The sequence below is a fragment of the Micromonospora sp. C28ISP2-4 genome (genome assembly GCF_030519385.1).
In the GTDB taxonomy this organism is placed as follows: domain Bacteria; phylum Actinomycetota; class Actinomycetes; order Mycobacteriales; family Micromonosporaceae; genus Micromonospora; species Micromonospora tulbaghiae.
Map to the genome: position 1 here is coordinate 24,205 of NZ_JAUMKG010000007.1, position 17,506 is coordinate 41,710.

Below are 17,506 nucleotides of genomic sequence, written 5' to 3' on the forward strand. Positions count from 1 at the left end.
GCCCGGCGGGCTTGAGCACCGTCTTAAGTGCGCTCAGGAGCGCGTTCGGCGTGCCTTGAGCGGCCGGGGCGGCATGGCTACTTTCCCGTTGCAACTCTCCGGCAACCGTCGCCGCCCCTGCGCCACCCGACCCCCCGGGTGGCAGGCATGCCGGCGCTCGAAGAAAACGGGATAGGTACATGGCCGACCTGAACGTGCCACCGCGTCGCCCCCGGGACGACCGCGGGTGGGACGGATACCAGCACCCCCATCCGGACGGGTACCGCGATCCGCACGCCGTGCCGTACGCCGGCGGCAGCCCCGCCCCGGGCCCGCAGTGGGTCGGGCCCAACGGCTTCGCCCCCGCCGCGCCGGCCCCCGCCGGCTACCCCCAACCCGGTGGCTACGCCCAGCCCGCCGGCGGGTACGGCCCGCCGCCCGGCGGCGGACTGCCCGACCTGGACGACGACGGCGACGAGGCCCCGACGCGGGGCCGCCGCCGCGCGCTCGCCACCCTCGGCGGCGCCGTGGTGGTCGCCGGTGGCGCCGCCCTGGCCCTGTCCCCGCAGGTGCGCGGCCTGTTCAGTGACGCCCCGGCCGGTGACGCCACCGGCACGGTCACCACCGACGGCAACGCGGCCCGGCCCAGCGGCCAGCAGCCGAGCACGGTACGGACCTACACCGAGCAGAACGAGAGCTACATGGGCTCCCGGGCCGGCGAGGCGCTCAAGCGCAACGCGCCGTCCGGCGGCCGGCTCTACGGCAGCCCGGCAGAGGCCGCCGCGGCGACCAAGGTGACTGTGAAGACGGTCCTCGCCAAGGACCCGATCCGGCACCTGTTGAGCCGGACCACCTTCGGTCCGACGACGAAGATGATGGCCGAGGTCAAGCGCGTCGGCATCGACGACTGGCTGCGTGAGCAGCTCCAGCCGGAGAAGATCGCCCCGACGAAGGCCGAGCTGAAGCTGGCCGAGCTGCAGTCGCTCAAGCTCAGCCCGACGCAGCTCCGCGACCAGCGCGAACAGCTCAACGAGAAGGGCGTGGACCCGGCCCGGGAGACGGTGGACGCCACCATCGCCCGGCAGATCTGGTCCGACCGGCAGCTGTTCGAGGTGATGGTCGACTTCTGGAACGACTTCCTGCACGTCGCCGCCGACTTCGACGGCGGGGAGAACTACCGCAACGCGTTCGACCGGGACGTCATCCGCAAGCACGCGCTGGGCAGCTACCCGGAGATGCTCGTCGCCGCGAACAAGCACCCGGCGCTGCTGCTCTACCTGAACCAGGTCGACTCGCGTAAGGACGCGGTGAACGAGAACCTGGCCCGGGAGAACCTGGAGCTGTACTCCGTCGGCGTCGACGGCGGCTACACCGAGAAGGACGTCCGCCAGGCCGCGCTGCTCCAGACCGGACGCGGTGTCGCCGACGGCAAGTACAAGTTCTTCGCCGAGCGGCACTACCTCGGCAAGGTGAAGATCCTCGGGTTCAGCCACGCCAACAACTCCGACGATCCGGTGGCCGCCGACAAGGTCATCGACTCGTACATCCGCTACATCGCGATGCACCCGTCGACCGCGCGGTACGTGGCACAGAACCTCGCCACCCGGTTCGTCTCGGACACCCCGCCGAAGTCGGTGGTGGACCGGCTGGCCAAGGCGTACACCACCAACAAGGGTCAGATCCGCCCGGTGCTGGCGACGCTGTTCAGCTCCTCGGAGTTCTGGGCCGCGGTCGGCCAGAAGGTACGCCGCCCGATGGAGTACCTGGTCGCCACGTACCGGGCGCTCGGCGTCTCGCCGGAGGCGGCCCCCGACTACTCCGGCGACAACCGGCGTACCCCGTTCGCGCAGGGCCTGCGGCAGATCCAGGACAAGATGCGCGAACTCGGCCAGTACCCGATGGGCAAGCCCACCCCGGACGGCTACGCCGACGTCTACCTGGCCTGGACCTCGGCCGGCACGATGATCGACGGCTGGAACGAGGCGGGCGACCTGATCGCCGGCTACCGCAAGCAGTTCACCTTCGCCAAGCCGGAGAAGCTGGTGGCGAAGCCGCCGGCCACCGCCGGGGCGTACGTGGACGCGCTGGCCCAGCGGCTGGTGCAGCAGAAGCTCAGCGCCAAGGAGAAGAAGCTGGTGCTCGCCGTGGCCGGTGTGTCCGAGAGCGCCAAGGTCGACGCCACCTTCAACGGGGCCATCGCCGCTGTCGCGCGGACGATCCTCGCGTCCCCCCAGCACCACCTCCGGTGAGGCATTCGATGGAGATGACCGTGAACCCGTACCCCCTGCACCCCGAATGCCCCGACCTGCGGCGGCTGGCCGACAACCCGGCCGAGGCGCTGCTGCGCGCGGAGGCGGACATCGTCGCGGCCGAGAACGCGGCCGAGGCCGACCGGTACCGCCGGCTGGAGGAGGTCGAGGAGGCGCAGCAGGACGGCCGGGGCGTCACCCGGCGTACCTTCGTGGCCGGCGCCGCCGCGACCGCGACCGCGCTGGCGACCGCGCAGTTCGTCACCACCTCGGCGTCGTTCGCCGCGACCAAGACCGGCACGCTGATCCACGTCTTCCTCTACGGCGGGCTGGACGGGCTGAGCCTGGTCGCGCCGGCCGACGACCCGGTGCTCGCCAAGGCGCGCCCCGACCTGCTGCTCGGCAACGACTCGCTGGCGCTGGCCCGCGGCTTCAAGCTGACCAGCGCGTTCGCGCCGCTGGAGAAGTGGCTCAAGGCCGGGCAGCTCGGCTTCGTGCCGGCCGTGTCCGACCCGCGGCTGTCCCGCAGCCACTTCCAGGCCGCCGACGCCTGCAACCTGGGCGGCCTGCCGGGTGAGACCGGCGGCCGGGGCTGGCTGGACAGCCTGGTCGACTCGCTCGGCAAGGGCACCGCGTTCCGCAGCGTCGGCATCGGCAGCACGCTGCCCCGCTCGCTGGTCGGCGTGAACGGCGCGATCTCCCTCAACAGCGTCGGCGACCTGCGGCTCAACGGCGACGACAAGTTCCGGGCGGCCACCGAGAAGGCGATCCGCGGCCTGTTCACCGGCATCAACCACCCGGTCGAGGAGGCGGTGCAGGAGGGCATGGGCGCGCTGGCCACCGCCCAGAAGCTCGCCGCCAAGCCGTACGCCGCCGCCGAGGGCGTCCAGTACCAGGGCGTCGGGAACGCGTTCAAGCAGCTCGCCCAGCTCATCAAGGGCGGCGCGAACGTGCGGGTGGCAACTGTCGGCATGGGCGGCTACGACACCCACGAGAACCAGGGCACCCGCGAGGGCGGCCAGCTCTGGCGGCGGCTCAACGAGCTGGCGAACGCGATGGCCGCGTTCTTCACCGACCTGGGCGACCGGTCGGCGGACGTGACCATCATGGTGTCCAGCGAGTTCGGCCGGCGTGTCGGCTCGAACGGCGGCGGCACCGACCACGGGCACGGCGGCGTGGTCACCGTGCTGTCCGGCCGCAAGCTCGCCGGTTCGCTGCTCGGCACCTGGAACGGGCTGGACAAGCTGGACAGCGGCGACGTGCCGGAATACAACAACATGTTCAACGTCTACGGATCCGTCGCGCAGGGCCGCTTCGGCCTGACCACCGCCCAGGTGGACAAGGTCTTCCCCCGGCAGAAGTTCACCCCGGTCAAGATCTACGCGTGACGTACCAGGACACCCGCGCCGCCGGCCGCCGTACCGGGCATCCCGCCCCGTACGGCGGCCGTCCGGCTGCCCCCGTACCCCCGGGTCGTCCGCGCCGCGGACCCGGCGGCCGGCGTGCGCTCGCCGCGGTCTTCTGGCTGGGCCTGGTCGCCGCGGTCCTGCCGTGGTGGCTGGACACCCCGGCCGGTTCGCTCGCCGACACCGCCGACCTGCTCACCGCGGGCGGGCGGATCACCGGCCTGATCGCCGGCTACCTGCTGCTGGTGCAGGTGCTGATGATGAGCCGGCTCGGCGTGCTGGAACGCGCGCTCGGCGGCGAGCGGATCTCCCGGCTGCACCGGGACCTCGGTGCGACGCTGCTGGTGGCGGTGCTCGCGCACATGTCGCTGCTGGTGGTCGGCTACTCGCGGCAGGAACGCAAGACGGTGCTCGGCGAGGTCGGCGCGCTGCTGACCGACTACGAGGACATGGTCTCCGCGTTCGTCGCCGCGGGCATCCTGGTCGCCGTCGCGTTCACCGCGGTACGCGCCGTGCGCCGCCGCCTGCCGTACGAGTTGTGGCACCTGCTGCACGCGGCCAGCTACCTCACGCTGCTGCTCGGCTACGCGCACCAGTTCAGCAACGGCGCACAGCTCTACGAGCCCGGCCCGGTGCGTACCGGCTGGATCGCCGCCTACCTGCTGGTCGTGGCCGCGCTGGTGTGGGGCCGGGTGCTCGCGCCGCTGATGTTCAACCTGCGGCACCGGCTCCGCGTGGCCGACGTGGTGGCGGAGAGCCCGGACACCGTCTCGGTCTACCTGACCGGGCAGCGGCTCAACCAGATCGACCTGCTCGGCGGGCAGTTCTTCCGCTGGCGCTTCCTCAACCCCGGCTGCTGGTGGCAGTCGCACCCGTTCTCCGTCTCCGCCGCCGCGAACGACCGCTGGCTGCGGATCACCGTCAAGGTCGTCGGCGGGTACACCGCCGAGCTGCGCGACCTCACGCCCGGCACCCGGGTCTGGGCGCAGGGCCCGTCGGGCACGTTCACCGCCGCGCACCGCACCCGGGAACGGGCGCTGCTCATCGCCGGGGGCAGCGGCATCGCGCCGCTGCGGGCGATGCTTGAGGAACTGCCGCCCGGCGCGGCGCTGATCTACCGGGCGCGTACCCCCGCCGACGTCCTCCTGCACCAGGAGCTGGACTGGCTCGCGCAGGCCCGGCAGACCTCCGTCTGGTACGTCGTCGGCCGCCGCGACGACCCCGGCCCCCGCCAGGTGATGAACCCCGAGGGCCTGCGCCGCCTCGTGCCCGACCTGACCCGCCGTGACGTCTACCTGTGCGGCCCCGGCGGCCTGGTCGACGAGGCGGTCGCCGCGCTGCGGGCGGCGGGCGTGCCCCGCCGCCAGATCCACCTGACCGCGTTCGAGCTGTAGGAGAGGCACCGCCCATGCGTCGCGCGCTGCTCGCGATCACCGGCCTGGCCGCCGGCACCACCGCACTGGTGGTGCTCAAGGGCGCGCCCGGCGCCGGGCAGGCCACGCCGGACGTACCGGCCGCGCTGGCCCCGGTCGTGCCCGGTGGTTCGGCCGCGCCGGAGCCGCCGTCGCCCACCGGCTCCGCACCCGCTTCCACCCCGGCGGGAACGCCCCGGGCCTCGGCGAAGCCGACGGCCAAGCCCAGCGCCGACCGCAGCGCGGCCAGCCGGGGCGGCACCCGCACCCGCACCACGCCGGCCGCGCCCCGGACCACCACCAGCGCGCCGAAGGTCACCACCCGCACGGTGACCGGGCCGTCGGTCACCTACGAGTACGGCTCGCTCCAGGTCCGGATCACGCTCAGCGGCAGCCGCATCGTCGACGCCACGGCGATCGGACTGCCACTGGGCGGGCAGTCCGGGCAGCGCAGCGACGACGTGCAGGCCCGCTACAGCGGCACCTCCGGCGAGGTGGTGGCCCGGCAGAGCGCCAACCTGAGCACCGTGTCCGGTGCGACCTACACCAGCACCGCGTACAAGCAGTCGTTGCAGGCCGCGCTGGACAAGGCGTGACCGTCCCGGCCGGTGCCGGTGCCGGTGCCGGTGCCGGCGCCGCCGCCGTCGTCGGTCCCGGTCCGTCCGCCCGGCGCGGCCTGCGCCGGGTCGAGCACGTCATGGGTACGGCGATCAGCCTCGACCTGGCCGACGACCTGCCCCCGGAGACCCTGCACGAGCTGGCCGAGGACACGTTCGGCTGGCTGCGCGAGGTGGACGCGCGGTTCAGCACCTACCGGGACGACAGCGAGGTGTGCCGGGTCGACCGGGGCGAGCTGCGGACCGCGGACGCCTCCGCCGACCTGCGGGCCGTGCTGGCTGCCTGCGCCGACCTGTGGACCGCCACCGACGGCTTCTTCGACGTGTACGCGACGGGCCGGCTCGACCCGTCCGGCTACGTCAAGGGCTGGGCGGCGCAGGTCGCCTCGGACCGGCTGGTGGCCGCCGGCGCGCCGAACCACTGCGTGAACGCGGGCGGCGACGTGCGGGTACGCGGCCACGACGCGGCCGGGGAGCCGTGGCGGATCGGGGTGCGGCATCCCTGGGACGCGGCGGCGACCTGCCTGGTGCTGACCGGCACCGACCTGGCGGTCGCCACCTCGGGCGTGTACGAGCGCGGCCACCACGTACTGGACCCGCGCCGGGGCGTACCGGCGACCGGTCTGCGCTCGGTGACAGTGGTGGGCCCGGACCTGGGCGTAGCGGACGCGTACGCGACGGCGGCGGTGGCAATGGGCGAACCCGGCCTCACCTGGCTGGACCGCCTACCGGCGCCTTGGCAGCACGCCGTGGTGACGGACGACGCCCACCAGCACCACTCCCGCACCCTCCCGTCTCGCTGACCCACCCCGCCCTCTCGCCCTCACCCCGCCCCTCACCCGGTTGATCATGAAGTTGGCGGCACCGCCGCCCGGCGTGTCGCACCGCCAACTTCATGATCAACGGTTCAGGTCATCGCGCAGGCCCACGACTACGCCCGCCGGGTGCGTCGGGCTGGGCGCGGACGGTGTCCCGGCCCGCGCTCCGGTGCCGGCCCTCCTGCCCGTGCCTCCGGGCCGGCCCCGGCCCGGCCCGCCTCCGGCCCCCCTCGGTGCGGTGATCAAGGGGAGTTTGTGTCCTCTGGAGCGTCCTGGAGCGGACACAAGCTCCTTGATCACCGGCGGTGGGCGGGAGTGGGGCGGTTGAAGCGGGGAGGGAGGGGAGAGACGGGGGTCAGCGGAGGGGGCGGTGGAGGATGGCGGGGCGGGACCCCGTCGGGCGGGGTCGGCCGGGGCGGACGCCCAGCGGCCGGGTGAAGGCCCACGGGTGCACGCGACGGCGGGGCCGCGCCGGCTCGGTACCGCCGGTGTGGCGGGCAGCGTCGTCCCTGGACATGGTCAAACCCCCGCTCTGGCGCACACGCGCCCTCGCCAGGGACAACGAGTCCGGTGCCGGGGAGGTCGCTGTCGGCCACCCGTCCGGGTCACCGGACCCGCCGTGACCAGCGAGAACGCCCGGCACCGGGCACGCGCTGCGGCGGCACCGGGTGGGTGCTGGGAAGTCAGCGGCCCCGGCGGGGCAGCGGGAGGTGACCGGGGAACAGGTCGGCGCCGAGCGTCACGCCGGCCGCCCGTAACGCGGCGATCAGCGCGTTCTGCACCAGGTAGGAGTCGGGGAGCTGCCAGCGGGCCTGCTCCGGAGCGACCACCCAGCGCACCGTCCCCTCGGGCAGCCGGGTCGGCGGGGCGGGGATCCACGAGCCGGGTCCGTGGCGTACCACGTGGAAGCAGTGCTCCAGCTCGGGCCGCAGCGGGTCGCCGGGACGGACCAGGAACATCCAGCGGCCGGTCGGGGTGACCAGCGCCGGCCCGCGTACGCCGAAGCCGGCGGGATGGGTGGCGACCGCGTCCAGGACCTGCCGGCCCAGGTGGGCGGCGACCTCCAGGACGTCGAAGGCGCGGCCGGTGGGCAGCAGGATGCCGTGCGGGCGGCTGCGCCACCAGGTGGCCACCCGGACCGGGTCGGCGCTGGCGGCGTGCTCCCAGTCCTCCAGCGCCGGGTGGCAGCCCACAGTGGGACAGCCGGCCCGGCCGCAGACGAACCGGCTGTTGGCCAGGCAGGCGCCCGGGGTGACCGGCCAGTCGTGCAGCGCGTACCGCACCGCGATCCGGCGCAGCCGGACCCGTTCCAGCGGCGACAGGTGAGCGACGCGCGGTCGGACGTTCCTCCACATGTCTGTCGTCCCCTCTGGTCCCGCCGAACCGTCCACGAGCCGGACCGTCCACGAACCGAGACCGTCCACAAGCCACACGTCGAAAGCCGTCACTGCCGTAACCCACGCTCGTTGAGGTGACTAACGGTCGGTGCAACTTGCACGAAAACTACGAGAACTGGCTGGACGGTGGACGCACAACCTGTGCGATCGGCGCGAGCCTGAGGGACGTGGGGGGACCGGTCGGCGCCGTGAGGGGGAGGGAGCGGGAATGGACGAACTGCCCATAGGCCGGCGGGTGGCGTACTGGCGGAGCCGCCGCAAGATGTCCCAGCAGGTCTTCGCCGACCGGCTCGGCAAGTCCAAGAGCTGGGTGGACAAGGTGGAGCGCGGCGTCCGCCGGCTGGACAAGTTCTCCGTGCTCTACGAGATCGCCGACATCCTCCAGATCGACGTGCAGTTGCTGCACGGCAAGGACCCGGAGCGGCGTACCGACGCGCTCAACTGCATCGACCAGGTCGAGGTGGAGGAGATCCGCACCGCCCTGGAGCGGTACGACTCGATGAGCGCCTACTTCGACGCGGCGCCCTACCCCCCGCCGCTGGCAGACATGCGCAAGGCCGTGAACCACGCCTGGCTCACCTACCAGTACGGCCGGTACGGCATGCTCACCCGCGCGCTGCCCAAGCTGCTGCGCGACGCCCAGGCCGCGGACGCCGGCTACGCCGCCGGCGACCAGGTGCGCGAGGCCGCCCACCTGCTCGGGCAGGTCTACCAGATCGCCTCCTCGGTGCTGCGCAAGCTCGGCGAGTGCGACCTCGCCTGGCTCGCCGCCGACCGGTCGATGGCGGTGGCCCAGCGGGCCGACGACCCGCTGCTGGCGGGCATCGCCACCACACGGGTCTGCAACGCGCTCGTCGCGATGGGCCGCCCCCGCCCGGCGCTGGAGCTGAACGTCCGCATCGCGGGCCGGCTCGCGCCCGGCGGCGACAACGACGTCCGGCCGGAACGGCTCTCCGTGTACGGCATGCTGCTGCTCCAGGGTGCGATGGCCGCGGCCCGGATCGGCGACTCGGCGACAGTGGACGACCTGCTCACCGGCGCCGACGAGGCGGCGAAGCTGCTCGGCGGCGACCACAACCACTACTGGACCTCCTTCGGGCCGACCAACCTGGAGCTGCACCGCGCGGCGGCGGCGGTCGAGCTGGGCGACGGCGGCCGGGCGGTGGAGACCCACATGCGCCTGTCCGAGCCCGCGTTCAACGCGCTGCTGCCGGAGCGGCGCGCGCACCACCTGCTCGACCTGGCCCGGGGCTACTCCCAGATCGGTGACGTCGCCAACGCCGGGGACATGCTGCTGCGCGGTGACCGGCTCGCGCCCTCCGAGATCCGGTGCCGGCCGATAGCGCACGAATTGATGTCCGAGATTCTCCGTCGCACACGTGGTGCGCCGCCTCCGCCGATCGCGGAGTTGGCTGAGCACATGGGAGTCGGAGTATGAGCGGTCCGGAGACCGCGAACGGGCACCAGCGGGTGCTCTACGTCATCGCCTGCGGTTCGCCGCTGGCCCGTCACGTCGGCCGGCTGGTCGACCTCGCCCAGCGGGAGGGCTGGACGGTCTGCGTGGTCACCACGCCGGACGGCGCGAAGTTCGTCGACCGGACGGAGCTGGCCCGGCAGACCGGCCATCCGGTCCGTACGCACTACAAGAACCCGGGCGACCCGGACGTGCTGCCCCCGGCCGACGCCATGCTGGTGTGCCCGGCCACCGTCAACACGATCAACAAGTGGGCGGTCGGCATCACCGACACCCTGGCGCTCGGCCTGCTGATCGAGGCGCAGGGGATGGGGGTCCCGATCGCTGCCGTCCCGTACACGAACGTGGCGATGGCCGCGCACCCGGCGTTCCGGGCCAGCCTCGACCGGCTGGGGCAGTGGGGCGTCCGGGTGGTCTTCGGCGACCACGTCGTACGCCTGCACCCGCCCGGCACGGGGGAGCGGCGCGCGGACGCCTTCCCCTGGGACGCCGGCCTGGCCGCCCTGCGCGGCGCGGACCGGCCGGTCGCCCCGGTCGGCTGAGGGCAGGATGGGCACGGCCCTCGGCGACGCCGGGGGCCTCGCCCGGCGACGGTCGGCGTGTACCGGCCCGGACGCCGGTAAGCTGGCCGCCCGTGAGCACAACCGTCGCCGACGTCGTGGCTGCCCTGGACCGCCGTTATCCGCCCGCCTGGGCCGAGGAGTGGGACCGCGTCGGCCTGGTGGTGGGCGAGCCCGACCACCCGGTACGCCGGGTCGCCTGCGTGGTGGACGTGGTCCCGGAGACCGTGGACGAGGCGCTCGACGCCGGCGCGGACATGATCGTCGCGCACCACCCGCTGTTGCTGCGCGGCGTCTCCTCGGTGGCCGCCACCACGTACAAGGGCCGGATCGTGCACCGGTTGATCAAGGCGGACGTCGCGCTGCACGTGGCGCACACGAACGCCGACGTGGCCGACCCGGGGGTGTCCGACGCGCTGGCCGCCCGGTTCGGGCTGACCGGGCTGCGCCCGCTGCACCCGCCCCGCCCCGGCTCGCCCGCCGCCGGGCCCGGCCGGGGCATCGGCCGTATCGGTGAGCTGCCCACCCCGATGACGCTCGCCGAGCTGACCCGGCTGGCCGCCGCCGTGCTCCCGGTCACCGCCTGGGGAGTTCGCGCCGCCGGGGATCCCGGGCGTATGGTTCGTACCCTCGCCGTCAGCGGCGGCTCGGGGGACGGCTTCCTCGCCGAGGCGACCGCGGCCGGGGTGGACGCGTTCCTCACCGCGGACCTGCGCCACCATCCGGCCGGGGAACACCTCGCCGCCGGCGGCCCGGCGCTGCTGGACGCCGCCCACTGGGCGACGGAGCGACCCTGGCTGGACGACCTGGCCGCCTGGCTGGCCGCCGAGCTGGACGTCGAGACCGTGGTGTCCGACCTGGACACCGACCCGTGGACCGTGCACGCCGACTCGCCCCGGCCGGACGACAAGGAGCCCCGACGTGAAGGCTGACCCGAAGGTGCAGCGCCGCCTGCTCGACCTCCAGGCGATCGACACCGCGCTGGCCCAGCTCGCGCACCGCCGCCGCACCCTGCCGGAGCACGCCGAGCTGGAGGCCCTGGCGCGTGAGCTGTCCGCGCTGGAGGACGAGCGGGTCCGCGCCCAGGTGGCGGTCGACGACCTGGACCGGGACATCGCCCGGATCGAGAAGGACGTCGACCAGGTGCGGGCGCGCAAGAGCAAGGACGAGGCCCGCCTGGCCTCGGGCAGCGGCCCGGCCCGGGAGCTGGAGGCGATCCAGCACGAGCTGGTCTCGCTGAACCGCCGGCAGAGCGACCTGGAGGACGCCGAGCTGGAGCTGATGGAGCAGCGGGAGACCGCGCAGGGTGTGCTCGACGGCATCGAGAGCCGGCTCGCGGAGGCCCGCGAGCGCCGTGCCGCGACCGAGCAGCGCCGCGACGAGACCCTGGCGGAGATCGCCAAGGAGGAGGAGTTCAAGCGCACCGCCCGCCAGCCGCTCGCCGGTGACCTCCCGGCGGACCTGATCGGCCTCTACGACAAGATCCGCGAGGACACCGGCATGGGTGCCGCGCTGTTCACCGGTGGCCGCTGCGGCGGCTGCCGGCTGGAGATGTCCGGCGCCGACCTGGCCCGCATCCGCAAGGCCGACCCGGAGGACGTGGTCCGCTGCGAGGAGTGCCGGCGGATCATGGTCCGGACCAACGAGTCGGGACTGTAGCCGTCGTGGCGGTGCGCGCGGTGGTGATCGAGGCCGACGGCGGCTCCCGGGGCAACCCCGGTCCGGCCGGCTACGGCGCCGTGGTCCGGGACCCGGAGACCGGTGAGGTGCTGGCCGAGCGGTCCGAGTCGATCGGTACGGCGACGAACAACGTGGCCGAGTACCGGGGCCTGATCGCCGGGCTGGAGGCCGCCGCCGAGCTGGGCGCGTCCGAGGTCGAGGCGCGGATGGACTCCAAGCTGGTCGTCGAGCAGATGTGCGGCCGCTGGCAGATCAAGCACCCCGGGCTGCGTCCACTCGCCGCCCAGGCGGCCGGGCTGGTCAGCCGCTTCGCCGCCGTACGGTTCACCTGGATCCCCCGGGAGCACAACCGCCACGCCGACGCCCTGGCCAACGCGGCCATGGACGCGGCCGCGTCCGGCGCCGCGCCTGCGGCCGCCCCCGCTGAGGTCGAGGCGCGGGAGGCGGCTGTCGTCCGGGCCACCGGCACCGACCCGGCCACCACGCCCGCCTCCTGGGAGCCGCGGCCGACCGAGGAGGCCACCCGGCTCATCCTGGTGCGGCACGGCGAGACCGAACGCACCGTGCAGAAGCGCTACTCCGGCCGGGGCGACGTGCCGCTCACCGAGCGCGGCCGGGCCCAGGCCCGGGCCACCGCCGCCCGGGTGGCCGCGCTGGCGCCGTCCGTCGCGGCAGTGGTCAGTTCCCCGCTGTCGAGGTGTACGGCCACCGCCGAGGCGGTCGCCGCGCAGGTCGGAAACCCGCCGGTACGCACCGATGACGACCTGATCGAGTGCGACTTCGGGGCCTGGGAGGGGCACACGTTCGCCGAGGTACGCGAGGGCTGGGCGGCCGAGCTGGACGCCTGGCTCGCCTCCACCCGGGTCGCGCCGCCGAAGGGCGAGTCGTTCGTGACTGTCGCCGAGCGGACCGGGCGAGCGGTCGACCGGCTGCGGTCGGCGTACCCGGGGGAGACGGTAGTGGTGGTCTCCCACGTCTCGCCGATCAAGCTGGTGCTGCGCGACGCGCTCGCCGCCGGCGACGCGTTCCTGCACCGGCTCTACCTGGACACGGCGGGCATCTCGGTGCTGGACCTGTACCCGGACGGCGGCGTCGCGGTCCGCTCGGTCAACGACACCTCGCACCTCACGGACGTCTGACGGCCGCTCGGCGCATGCCGGCGGCCGTTCGGCGCATCGACATCACCCGATCGTACGTGACCCCCGTCACAGGGTCGTAGCCTCCGGCCGTCACACGGTCCGCTACGAATGCCCGGAGGGTGTCACATGGCCGCACCGGAACCGGAGGCGCTCGACACGGCGCGATCCAGGGCGAAGGACAAGAGTCCCTGGAACTGGTTGCTCTTCATCCCGATCGTGGTGCCGCTGATCCCGGCACTGTTCAACGCCGACTCGCCCCGGCTGTTCGGCTTTCCGCGTTTCTACTGGCTGCAACTGGCCTGGATCCTGCTGGGCGTCGGCACCACCACGCTGGTCTACCAGATGACCAAGAAGCGAGGTGACCGGTGAGCGCGAGGAGTGAGCCGGGCCTGGGAGCCCCGCAGTCGCGAACGAAGGGGGCATAGTGATGTGGCCGGACCACCTCACCGAGATCATCGTCTTCACACTGCTGTTCCTGCTGGTCAGCGCCATGGGCTTCGTGGCGGCCCGGTGGCGCAGACCCACCGACATGGCCCACCTGGACGAGTGGGGGCTGGGTGGCCGCAGCTTCGGCGGCTGGATCACCTGGTTCCTGGTCGGCGGTGACCTCTACACCGCGTACACGTTCGTGGCGGTCCCGGCGCTGATCTTCGGGGCCGGCGCGGCGGGTTTCTTCGCGGTGCCGTACACGATCGTCATCTACCCGCTGGTGTTCCTGGTGCTGTGCCGGCTCTGGTCGGTCTCGCACCGGCACGGGTTCGTCACCCCCGCCGACTTCGTCCGCAACCGGTTCGGCTCGCCGATCCTGGCGCTGCTGGTCGCCATCACCGGCATCGTCGCCACCATGCCGTACATCGCGCTGCAACTGGTCGGCATCGAGGCGGTGCTCAAGACCATGGGCGTGACCGGGGACAGCGCGCTGGCCCGGCACCTGCCGATCATCATCGCGTTCGCGATCCTGGCCGCGTACACCTACCAGTCCGGGCTGCGCGCGCCCGCGCTGATCGCGTTCGTCAAGGACTCGCTGATCTACATCGTGATCCTGGTCGCGGTGATCTGGCTGCCGTACAAGCTCGGCGGCTGGGGTGCCATCTTCGACGCGGCCGACGCGAAGTTCCAGGCGTCACCCGCGCCCGGCGACGGCATCCTGCTCAACCAGAACAACCAGCTCCAGTACGTGACGTTGGCGTTCGGCTCGGCGCTGGCGCTGTTCCTCTACCCGCACAGCATCACCGGCGTGCTGGCCAGCCGGAACCGCGACGTGATCAAGCGGAACATGTCCGCGCTGCCCGCGTACAGCCTGCTGCTGGGTTTGATCGCGCTGCTCGGCTACATGGCCATCGCGGCGAACGTGAAGCCGCTGCCGGGCGCGAAGGAGGGCACCACCGACGGCAACACGGTGGTGCCGCTGCTGTTCGACCAGCAGTTCCCGGACTGGTTCGCCGGGGTCGCGTACGCGGCCATCGGCATCGGCGCCCTGGTGCCCGCGGCGATCATGTCGATCGCGGCGGCGAACCTGTTCACCCGCAACATCTACAAGGAGTACCTGAAGCGGGACGCCACCCCCGCGCAGGAGGCGAACGTCTCGAAGATCACCTCGCTGGTGGTGAAGGTCGGCGCGGTGGCCTGCATCGTCTTCCTCGACCCGCAGTTCTCCATCGACCTCCAGCTCATCGGCGGCGTGATCATCCTCCAGACGCTGCCGGCTGTGGCGCTGGGCCTCTACACCCGCTGGTTCCACAGGGGCGCGCTGATCGCCGGCTGGGTGGCCGGCATGGGGCTGGGCATGTGGATGCTCTACCAGATCGGCAACCCGGCGACCGGGAAGAAGCACTTCGCCGGGTCGGCGTTCCCGCTGGAGAAGTTCGGCTTCGACACGCCGAAGACCATCTACGTGGGCATCGTGGCGGTGCTGGTGAACCTGGTGGTGGCCGCGCTGCTCACGCTGGTGCTGCGCGTCGCGAAGGTGGCCGACGGACCCGACCACACCACGCCGGACGACTACTTCGCCGACGAGGGTGACCCGCGCGTGACGGCCACCGCCGATCGCGCCGACTCCGCGCGGGAACCGGTGGCGTGAAAGGAAGGGCCCCTTATTAACGCATTCTGCATAATAAGGGGCCCTTCCTAACACCTCAGCGGCGACGGTTGCGTGCGTCGAGTGCCTCGTTGAGACGGTGCAACATGTCCGCGAGCGTCTCCCGGTCCGCCTCGGGCCAGGCGGCGAGGATGTCGCCGTACAGCCGGGTGCGGGCCGCCCGGACGGCGGCCATCCGCTGGAGCCCGGCCGCCGTCGCGGAGATCACCGTGCCGCGCCCGTCGGCCGGGTCGGGGGTACGCGAGATCAGCCCGTCGCGCTGGAGCGCGGAGACCTGCCGGGTGACAGTCGAGCCGTCCAGGTTCAGCCGCGCGGCGAGCGCCGACACGTTCTGCGGGCCGGCCGCGTCCAGGTGCCGCAGGATCACGTACGCGGCGCGGTCCAGCAGCCGGTGCTCCATCGTGCCGGTGCCCCGGCGGGTGGCCTCACCCAGCCGCATCAGCAACGCGACCTCGGTTTCGATCCGGCCGAGGGTGACCTCGGTGGCGTGGACGTCCTCACTCATAGCTGTATGATACAAGGAAAATACCTGTACGATACAGCTATCTGGGAGGTTGCGGAGTGGATCGCCGATCCGAGCCCAACCGCAGTGCCATCTACGCCACCACGCTCGTCGCGTTCCTCGCCATCGCCGGCATCGCCGTGGTCGACCCGATCCTGCCCGCCATCGGCGAGGCGATCGGCGTCACCGCCTGGCAGGTCGAGCTGCTCTTCACCGCGTACATCGCGGTCATGGCCGTCGGGATGATCCCGGCGACGCTCGCCAGCGGGCGGTTCGGCTTCAAGCCGGTGCTCGTCACCGGCGTCTCCGTCGTCGGCCTGGCCGCGATCCTGGCCTCGTTCAGCAACGACATCGTGCAGCTCTCCGTGCTGCGCGGCGTCTGGGGCCTCGGCAACGCGATGTTCTTCGCCACCGCCATGGTGGTGCTGGTCAACCTGGCGAACGACAGGGAATGGGTGGTCGGCCTGTTCGAGACCGCGCTCGGTCTCGGCTTCGCCGTCGGCCCGCTGATCGGCGGCCTGCTCGGCGAGGTGAGCTGGCGGCTGCCGTTCTTCGTCTGCGGCGTGTTCATGGTGCTGGCGCTCGGCGTGGCCGCCCGCAAGCTGCGCGAACCCGCTCACAAGCAACAGCCGGTACGCCTCGGCCAGATCTTCGCCACCTACCGCAGGCCCGCGTTCGTGACGCTGTGCGTGGTGACCGCCGCGTACAACTTCGTCTTCTTCGTCGTGCTCGGCTACACGCCGCTGTTCCTGCGCCTCGACGTCATCCCGCTGGGCCTCGCCTTCACCGGCTGGGGCCTCGGCCTGGCCGCCGGCATCCTGCTCATCGGGCACCGGCTGGCCCACCGCATCGGCGCGGTGCAGACAGTCGGCGTCGCCCTGCTCGGCCTGCTGGTCTGCATGGTCCTGTTCGCCACCTCGACCGGCACCGCCATGTCGCTCGTCGTCCTGGTCGTGTCCGGCCTGTTCATGGGCCTCGCAAACGCCAACCTGACCGACCTGGCGCTCGGGCTCGGCTCCGGCGACCGACGCGTCGCCACCGGCGCGTTCAACCTGGTCCGCTGGGGCGCCGCCGCGCCCGCGCCGATCATCTCCGGCAAGCTGGCCGAGCACAGCCTCGCGCTGCCGTTCTGGGTCGGCTTCGGTGTGCTCGCCGCCGGCGTGCTCGCCTACCTCGCGTTCGGTCACCTGATGGCGGCCGGCTACGGCGAACGGGTCATCTGGAACCGGGCCGCCCGCCGGGCCGAGCACGCCCCGGAGGAGCCGGTGGGGGAGGCGTACTGACCGCTCGGTCAGTTCAGCGCGCGCGACAGCAGGTAGAGACCGATGACGGTGCCGAACACCACGATGACCGTCTTCAACACCACCTGCGGAAGCCGGCGGGCAAGCCGCGCGCCCGCGTACCCCCCGAACAGGGTGGCCGGCGCGACCACCGCGACGGCCGCCCAGTTCACCGGGCCGAACAGGGCGAACACCACGAGCGTGGTCAGCCCCACCACGGCCGAGAGCAGGTTCTTCACCGCCGACACCCGGGCCAGCGTCGCGTCCAGCACCAGCGCCAGCCCGGCCACCAGCATCACCCCGAGCGCCGCGCCGAAGTAGCCGCCGTACACAGTGCCGACCGCGACCATGGTCTGCACCGTGACGGTACGGCGGCGCGCGCTCAGCCGCTCCGGATGGCCGACCAGCCGGCGCAGCGGATTCTGGAACGCCAGTACGGCCGTCGCGCCAAGCACCAGGAACGGCACCACCAGCTCGAACGCCCGAGCCGGCGTGGCCAGCAGCAGCGCGCACCCGGCGATCGTGCCGAGTACCGCGGTGGGCAGCAGCGACCAGAGCTCCCGCCCGCGCGGCAGGTCCATGCGGCTGCCCGCCACGCTCGCCACGTACCCGGGGAAGACCGACACGGAGTTGGAGACGTTCGCCGCCACCGGTGGCAGGCCCGTGGCGATCATCGCCGGGAACGTGATCAGGGAGCCGCCACCGGCCACCGCGTTGACTGTGCCCGCGGCGAGACCGGCGGCGAGCAGAAGCGCGGCGTCGGAGAGATCCATGGTCCCCCGAGGCTAGTCGGTCCGGTTCCCGGGCCGGGTGGTGGCCGGGCGGGCTGGTGGGCGCGGCGGATGGCCGGCGCGGCGCCAGCTCGGGGAAGTGGCTGAATCGAGGGCCGGTTGAT

General features: G+C 72.8%; 16 protein-coding genes. 13 read left to right on the forward strand and 3 right to left on the reverse strand.

Annotated features, from left to right (window positions below; genetic code table 11):
* The first annotated feature begins 179 nt into the window (after positions 1–179).
* From Q3W68_RS23590 to Q3W68_RS23610, 5 genes are all read left to right on the forward strand, one after another.
* Positions 180–2,228, forward strand: coding sequence for a DUF1800 domain-containing protein (locus tag Q3W68_RS23590; protein ID WP_302907545.1), 2,049 nt, complete (start codon positions 180–182; stop codon positions 2,226–2,228).
* Positions 2,229–2,236: 8 nt separating this feature from the next.
* Positions 2,237–3,616, forward strand: a complete 1,380-nt coding sequence (locus Q3W68_RS23595; protein WP_302907546.1) for a DUF1501 domain-containing protein — start codon at positions 2,237–2,239, stop codon at positions 3,614–3,616.
* Positions 3,613–5,028: a ferric reductase-like transmembrane domain-containing protein gene (locus Q3W68_RS23600; protein WP_302907547.1), complete on the forward strand. Its 1,416-nt coding sequence runs from the start codon at positions 3,613–3,615 to the stop codon at positions 5,026–5,028. The genes Q3W68_RS23595 and Q3W68_RS23600 overlap by 4 nt, the downstream gene beginning before the upstream one ends.
* A 14-nt stretch (positions 5,029–5,042) precedes the next feature.
* Positions 5,043–5,642 (forward strand): FMN-binding protein, encoded by a 600-nt coding sequence (locus Q3W68_RS23605; RefSeq protein WP_302907548.1) that lies wholly within the window; start codon positions 5,043–5,045, stop codon positions 5,640–5,642.
* Between the two features lie 101 nt (positions 5,643–5,743).
* The gene (locus Q3W68_RS23610) at positions 5,744–6,466 is read left to right on the forward strand and encodes an FAD:protein FMN transferase (protein WP_302907929.1); all 723 of its coding nucleotides are present in this window, start codon (positions 5,744–5,746) and stop codon (positions 6,464–6,466) included.
* 698 nt (positions 6,467–7,164) lie between these two features.
* Here Q3W68_RS23610 and Q3W68_RS23615 read toward each other — a convergent pair.
* Positions 7,165–7,836: a bifunctional DNA primase/polymerase gene (locus Q3W68_RS23615; protein ID WP_302907549.1), complete on the reverse strand. Its 672-nt coding sequence runs from the start codon at positions 7,834–7,836 to the stop codon at positions 7,165–7,167.
* 250 nt (positions 7,837–8,086) lie between these two features.
* Between Q3W68_RS23615 and Q3W68_RS23620 the strand changes: the two genes are divergently transcribed.
* The 7 genes from Q3W68_RS23620 to mctP all read left to right on the forward strand — a co-directional run bounded on the left by Q3W68_RS23620 (position 8,087) and on the right by mctP (position 14,811).
* Entirely contained in the window at positions 8,087–9,316 is a 1,230-nt protein-coding gene (locus tag Q3W68_RS23620; RefSeq protein WP_302907550.1) for a helix-turn-helix domain-containing protein, read from the forward strand.
* A complete protein-coding gene (locus tag Q3W68_RS23625) occupies positions 9,313–9,894 on the forward strand; it encodes a flavoprotein (RefSeq protein ID WP_302907551.1) in 582 nt (193 codons plus the stop codon). The genes Q3W68_RS23620 and Q3W68_RS23625 overlap by 4 nt, the downstream gene beginning before the upstream one ends.
* A 92-nt stretch (positions 9,895–9,986) precedes the next feature.
* Positions 9,987–10,844 carry a Nif3-like dinuclear metal center hexameric protein gene (locus Q3W68_RS23630; protein ID WP_302907552.1) on the forward strand — a complete coding sequence of 286 codons (858 nt, stop codon included), beginning with the start codon at positions 9,987–9,989 and terminating at the stop codon, positions 10,842–10,844.
* Complete coding sequence (locus Q3W68_RS23635; RefSeq protein WP_302907553.1) at positions 10,834–11,571, forward strand: zinc ribbon domain-containing protein; 738 nt, start codon at positions 10,834–10,836, stop codon at positions 11,569–11,571. Before Q3W68_RS23630 ends, Q3W68_RS23635 begins: the two co-directional genes overlap by 11 nt.
* 5 nt (positions 11,572–11,576) lie before the next feature.
* A complete protein-coding gene (locus Q3W68_RS23640; RefSeq protein WP_302907554.1) occupies positions 11,577–12,731 on the forward strand; it encodes a bifunctional RNase H/acid phosphatase in 1,155 nt (384 codons plus the stop codon).
* A gap of 126 nt (positions 12,732–12,857) precedes the next feature.
* The gene (locus Q3W68_RS23645; RefSeq protein WP_128137439.1) at positions 12,858–13,100 is read left to right on the forward strand and encodes a DUF3311 domain-containing protein; all 243 of its coding nucleotides are present in this window, start codon (positions 12,858–12,860) and stop codon (positions 13,098–13,100) included.
* A gap of 58 nt (positions 13,101–13,158) precedes the next feature.
* Positions 13,159–14,811 carry a monocarboxylate uptake permease MctP gene (gene mctP, locus Q3W68_RS23650; protein ID WP_302907555.1) on the forward strand — a complete coding sequence of 551 codons (1,653 nt, stop codon included), beginning with the start codon at positions 13,159–13,161 and terminating at the stop codon, positions 14,809–14,811.
* A gap of 55 nt (positions 14,812–14,866) precedes the next feature.
* Here the strand turns inward: mctP and Q3W68_RS23655 are convergent, their stop codons facing one another.
* Entirely contained in the window at positions 14,867–15,334 is a 468-nt protein-coding gene (locus tag Q3W68_RS23655; protein WP_302907556.1) for a MarR family winged helix-turn-helix transcriptional regulator, read from the reverse strand.
* 56 nt (positions 15,335–15,390) lie between these two features.
* On the opposite strand from Q3W68_RS23655, the gene Q3W68_RS23660 reads away from it, so the two are divergent.
* Positions 15,391–16,614 carry an MFS transporter gene (locus tag Q3W68_RS23660; RefSeq protein WP_302907557.1) on the forward strand — a complete coding sequence of 408 codons (1,224 nt, stop codon included), beginning with the start codon at positions 15,391–15,393 and terminating at the stop codon, positions 16,612–16,614.
* Between the two features lie 8 nt (positions 16,615–16,622).
* Here the strand turns inward: Q3W68_RS23660 and Q3W68_RS23665 are convergent, their stop codons facing one another.
* Complete coding sequence (locus Q3W68_RS23665) at positions 16,623–17,384, reverse strand: sulfite exporter TauE/SafE family protein (RefSeq protein ID WP_302907558.1); 762 nt, start codon at positions 17,382–17,384, stop codon at positions 16,623–16,625.
* Positions 17,385–17,506 lie beyond the last annotated feature (122 nt).

What these genes read in the sequence shown, in the direction of transcription:
- Q3W68_RS23590 (WP_302907545.1), top strand. Translation starts at nt 180, where the DNA reads ATGGCCGACCTGAACGTGCCACCGCGTCGCCCCCGGGACGACCGCGGG.
- Q3W68_RS23595 (WP_302907546.1), top strand. Translation starts at nt 2,237, where the DNA reads ATGGAGATGACCGTGAACCCGTACCCCCTGCACCCCGAATGCCCCGAC.
- Q3W68_RS23605 (WP_302907548.1), top strand. Translation starts at nt 5,043, where the DNA reads ATGCGTCGCGCGCTGCTCGCGATCACCGGCCTGGCCGCCGGCACCACC.
- Q3W68_RS23610 (WP_302907929.1), top strand. Translation starts at nt 5,744, where the DNA reads ATGGGTACGGCGATCAGCCTCGACCTGGCCGACGACCTGCCCCCGGAG.
- Q3W68_RS23615 (WP_302907549.1), bottom strand. Translation starts at nt 7,836, where the DNA reads ATGTGGAGGAACGTCCGACCGCGCGTCGCTCACCTGTCGCCGCTGGAA.
- Q3W68_RS23620 (WP_302907550.1), top strand. Translation starts at nt 8,087, where the DNA reads ATGGACGAACTGCCCATAGGCCGGCGGGTGGCGTACTGGCGGAGCCGC.
- Q3W68_RS23625 (WP_302907551.1), top strand. Translation starts at nt 9,313, where the DNA reads ATGAGCGGTCCGGAGACCGCGAACGGGCACCAGCGGGTGCTCTACGTC.
- Q3W68_RS23645 (WP_128137439.1), top strand. Translation starts at nt 12,858, where the DNA reads ATGGCCGCACCGGAACCGGAGGCGCTCGACACGGCGCGATCCAGGGCG.
- mctP (WP_302907555.1), top strand. Translation starts at nt 13,159, where the DNA reads ATGTGGCCGGACCACCTCACCGAGATCATCGTCTTCACACTGCTGTTC.
- Q3W68_RS23655 (WP_302907556.1), bottom strand. Translation starts at nt 15,334, where the DNA reads ATGAGTGAGGACGTCCACGCCACCGAGGTCACCCTCGGCCGGATCGAA.
- Q3W68_RS23665 (WP_302907558.1), bottom strand. Translation starts at nt 17,384, where the DNA reads ATGGATCTCTCCGACGCCGCGCTTCTGCTCGCCGCCGGTCTCGCCGCG.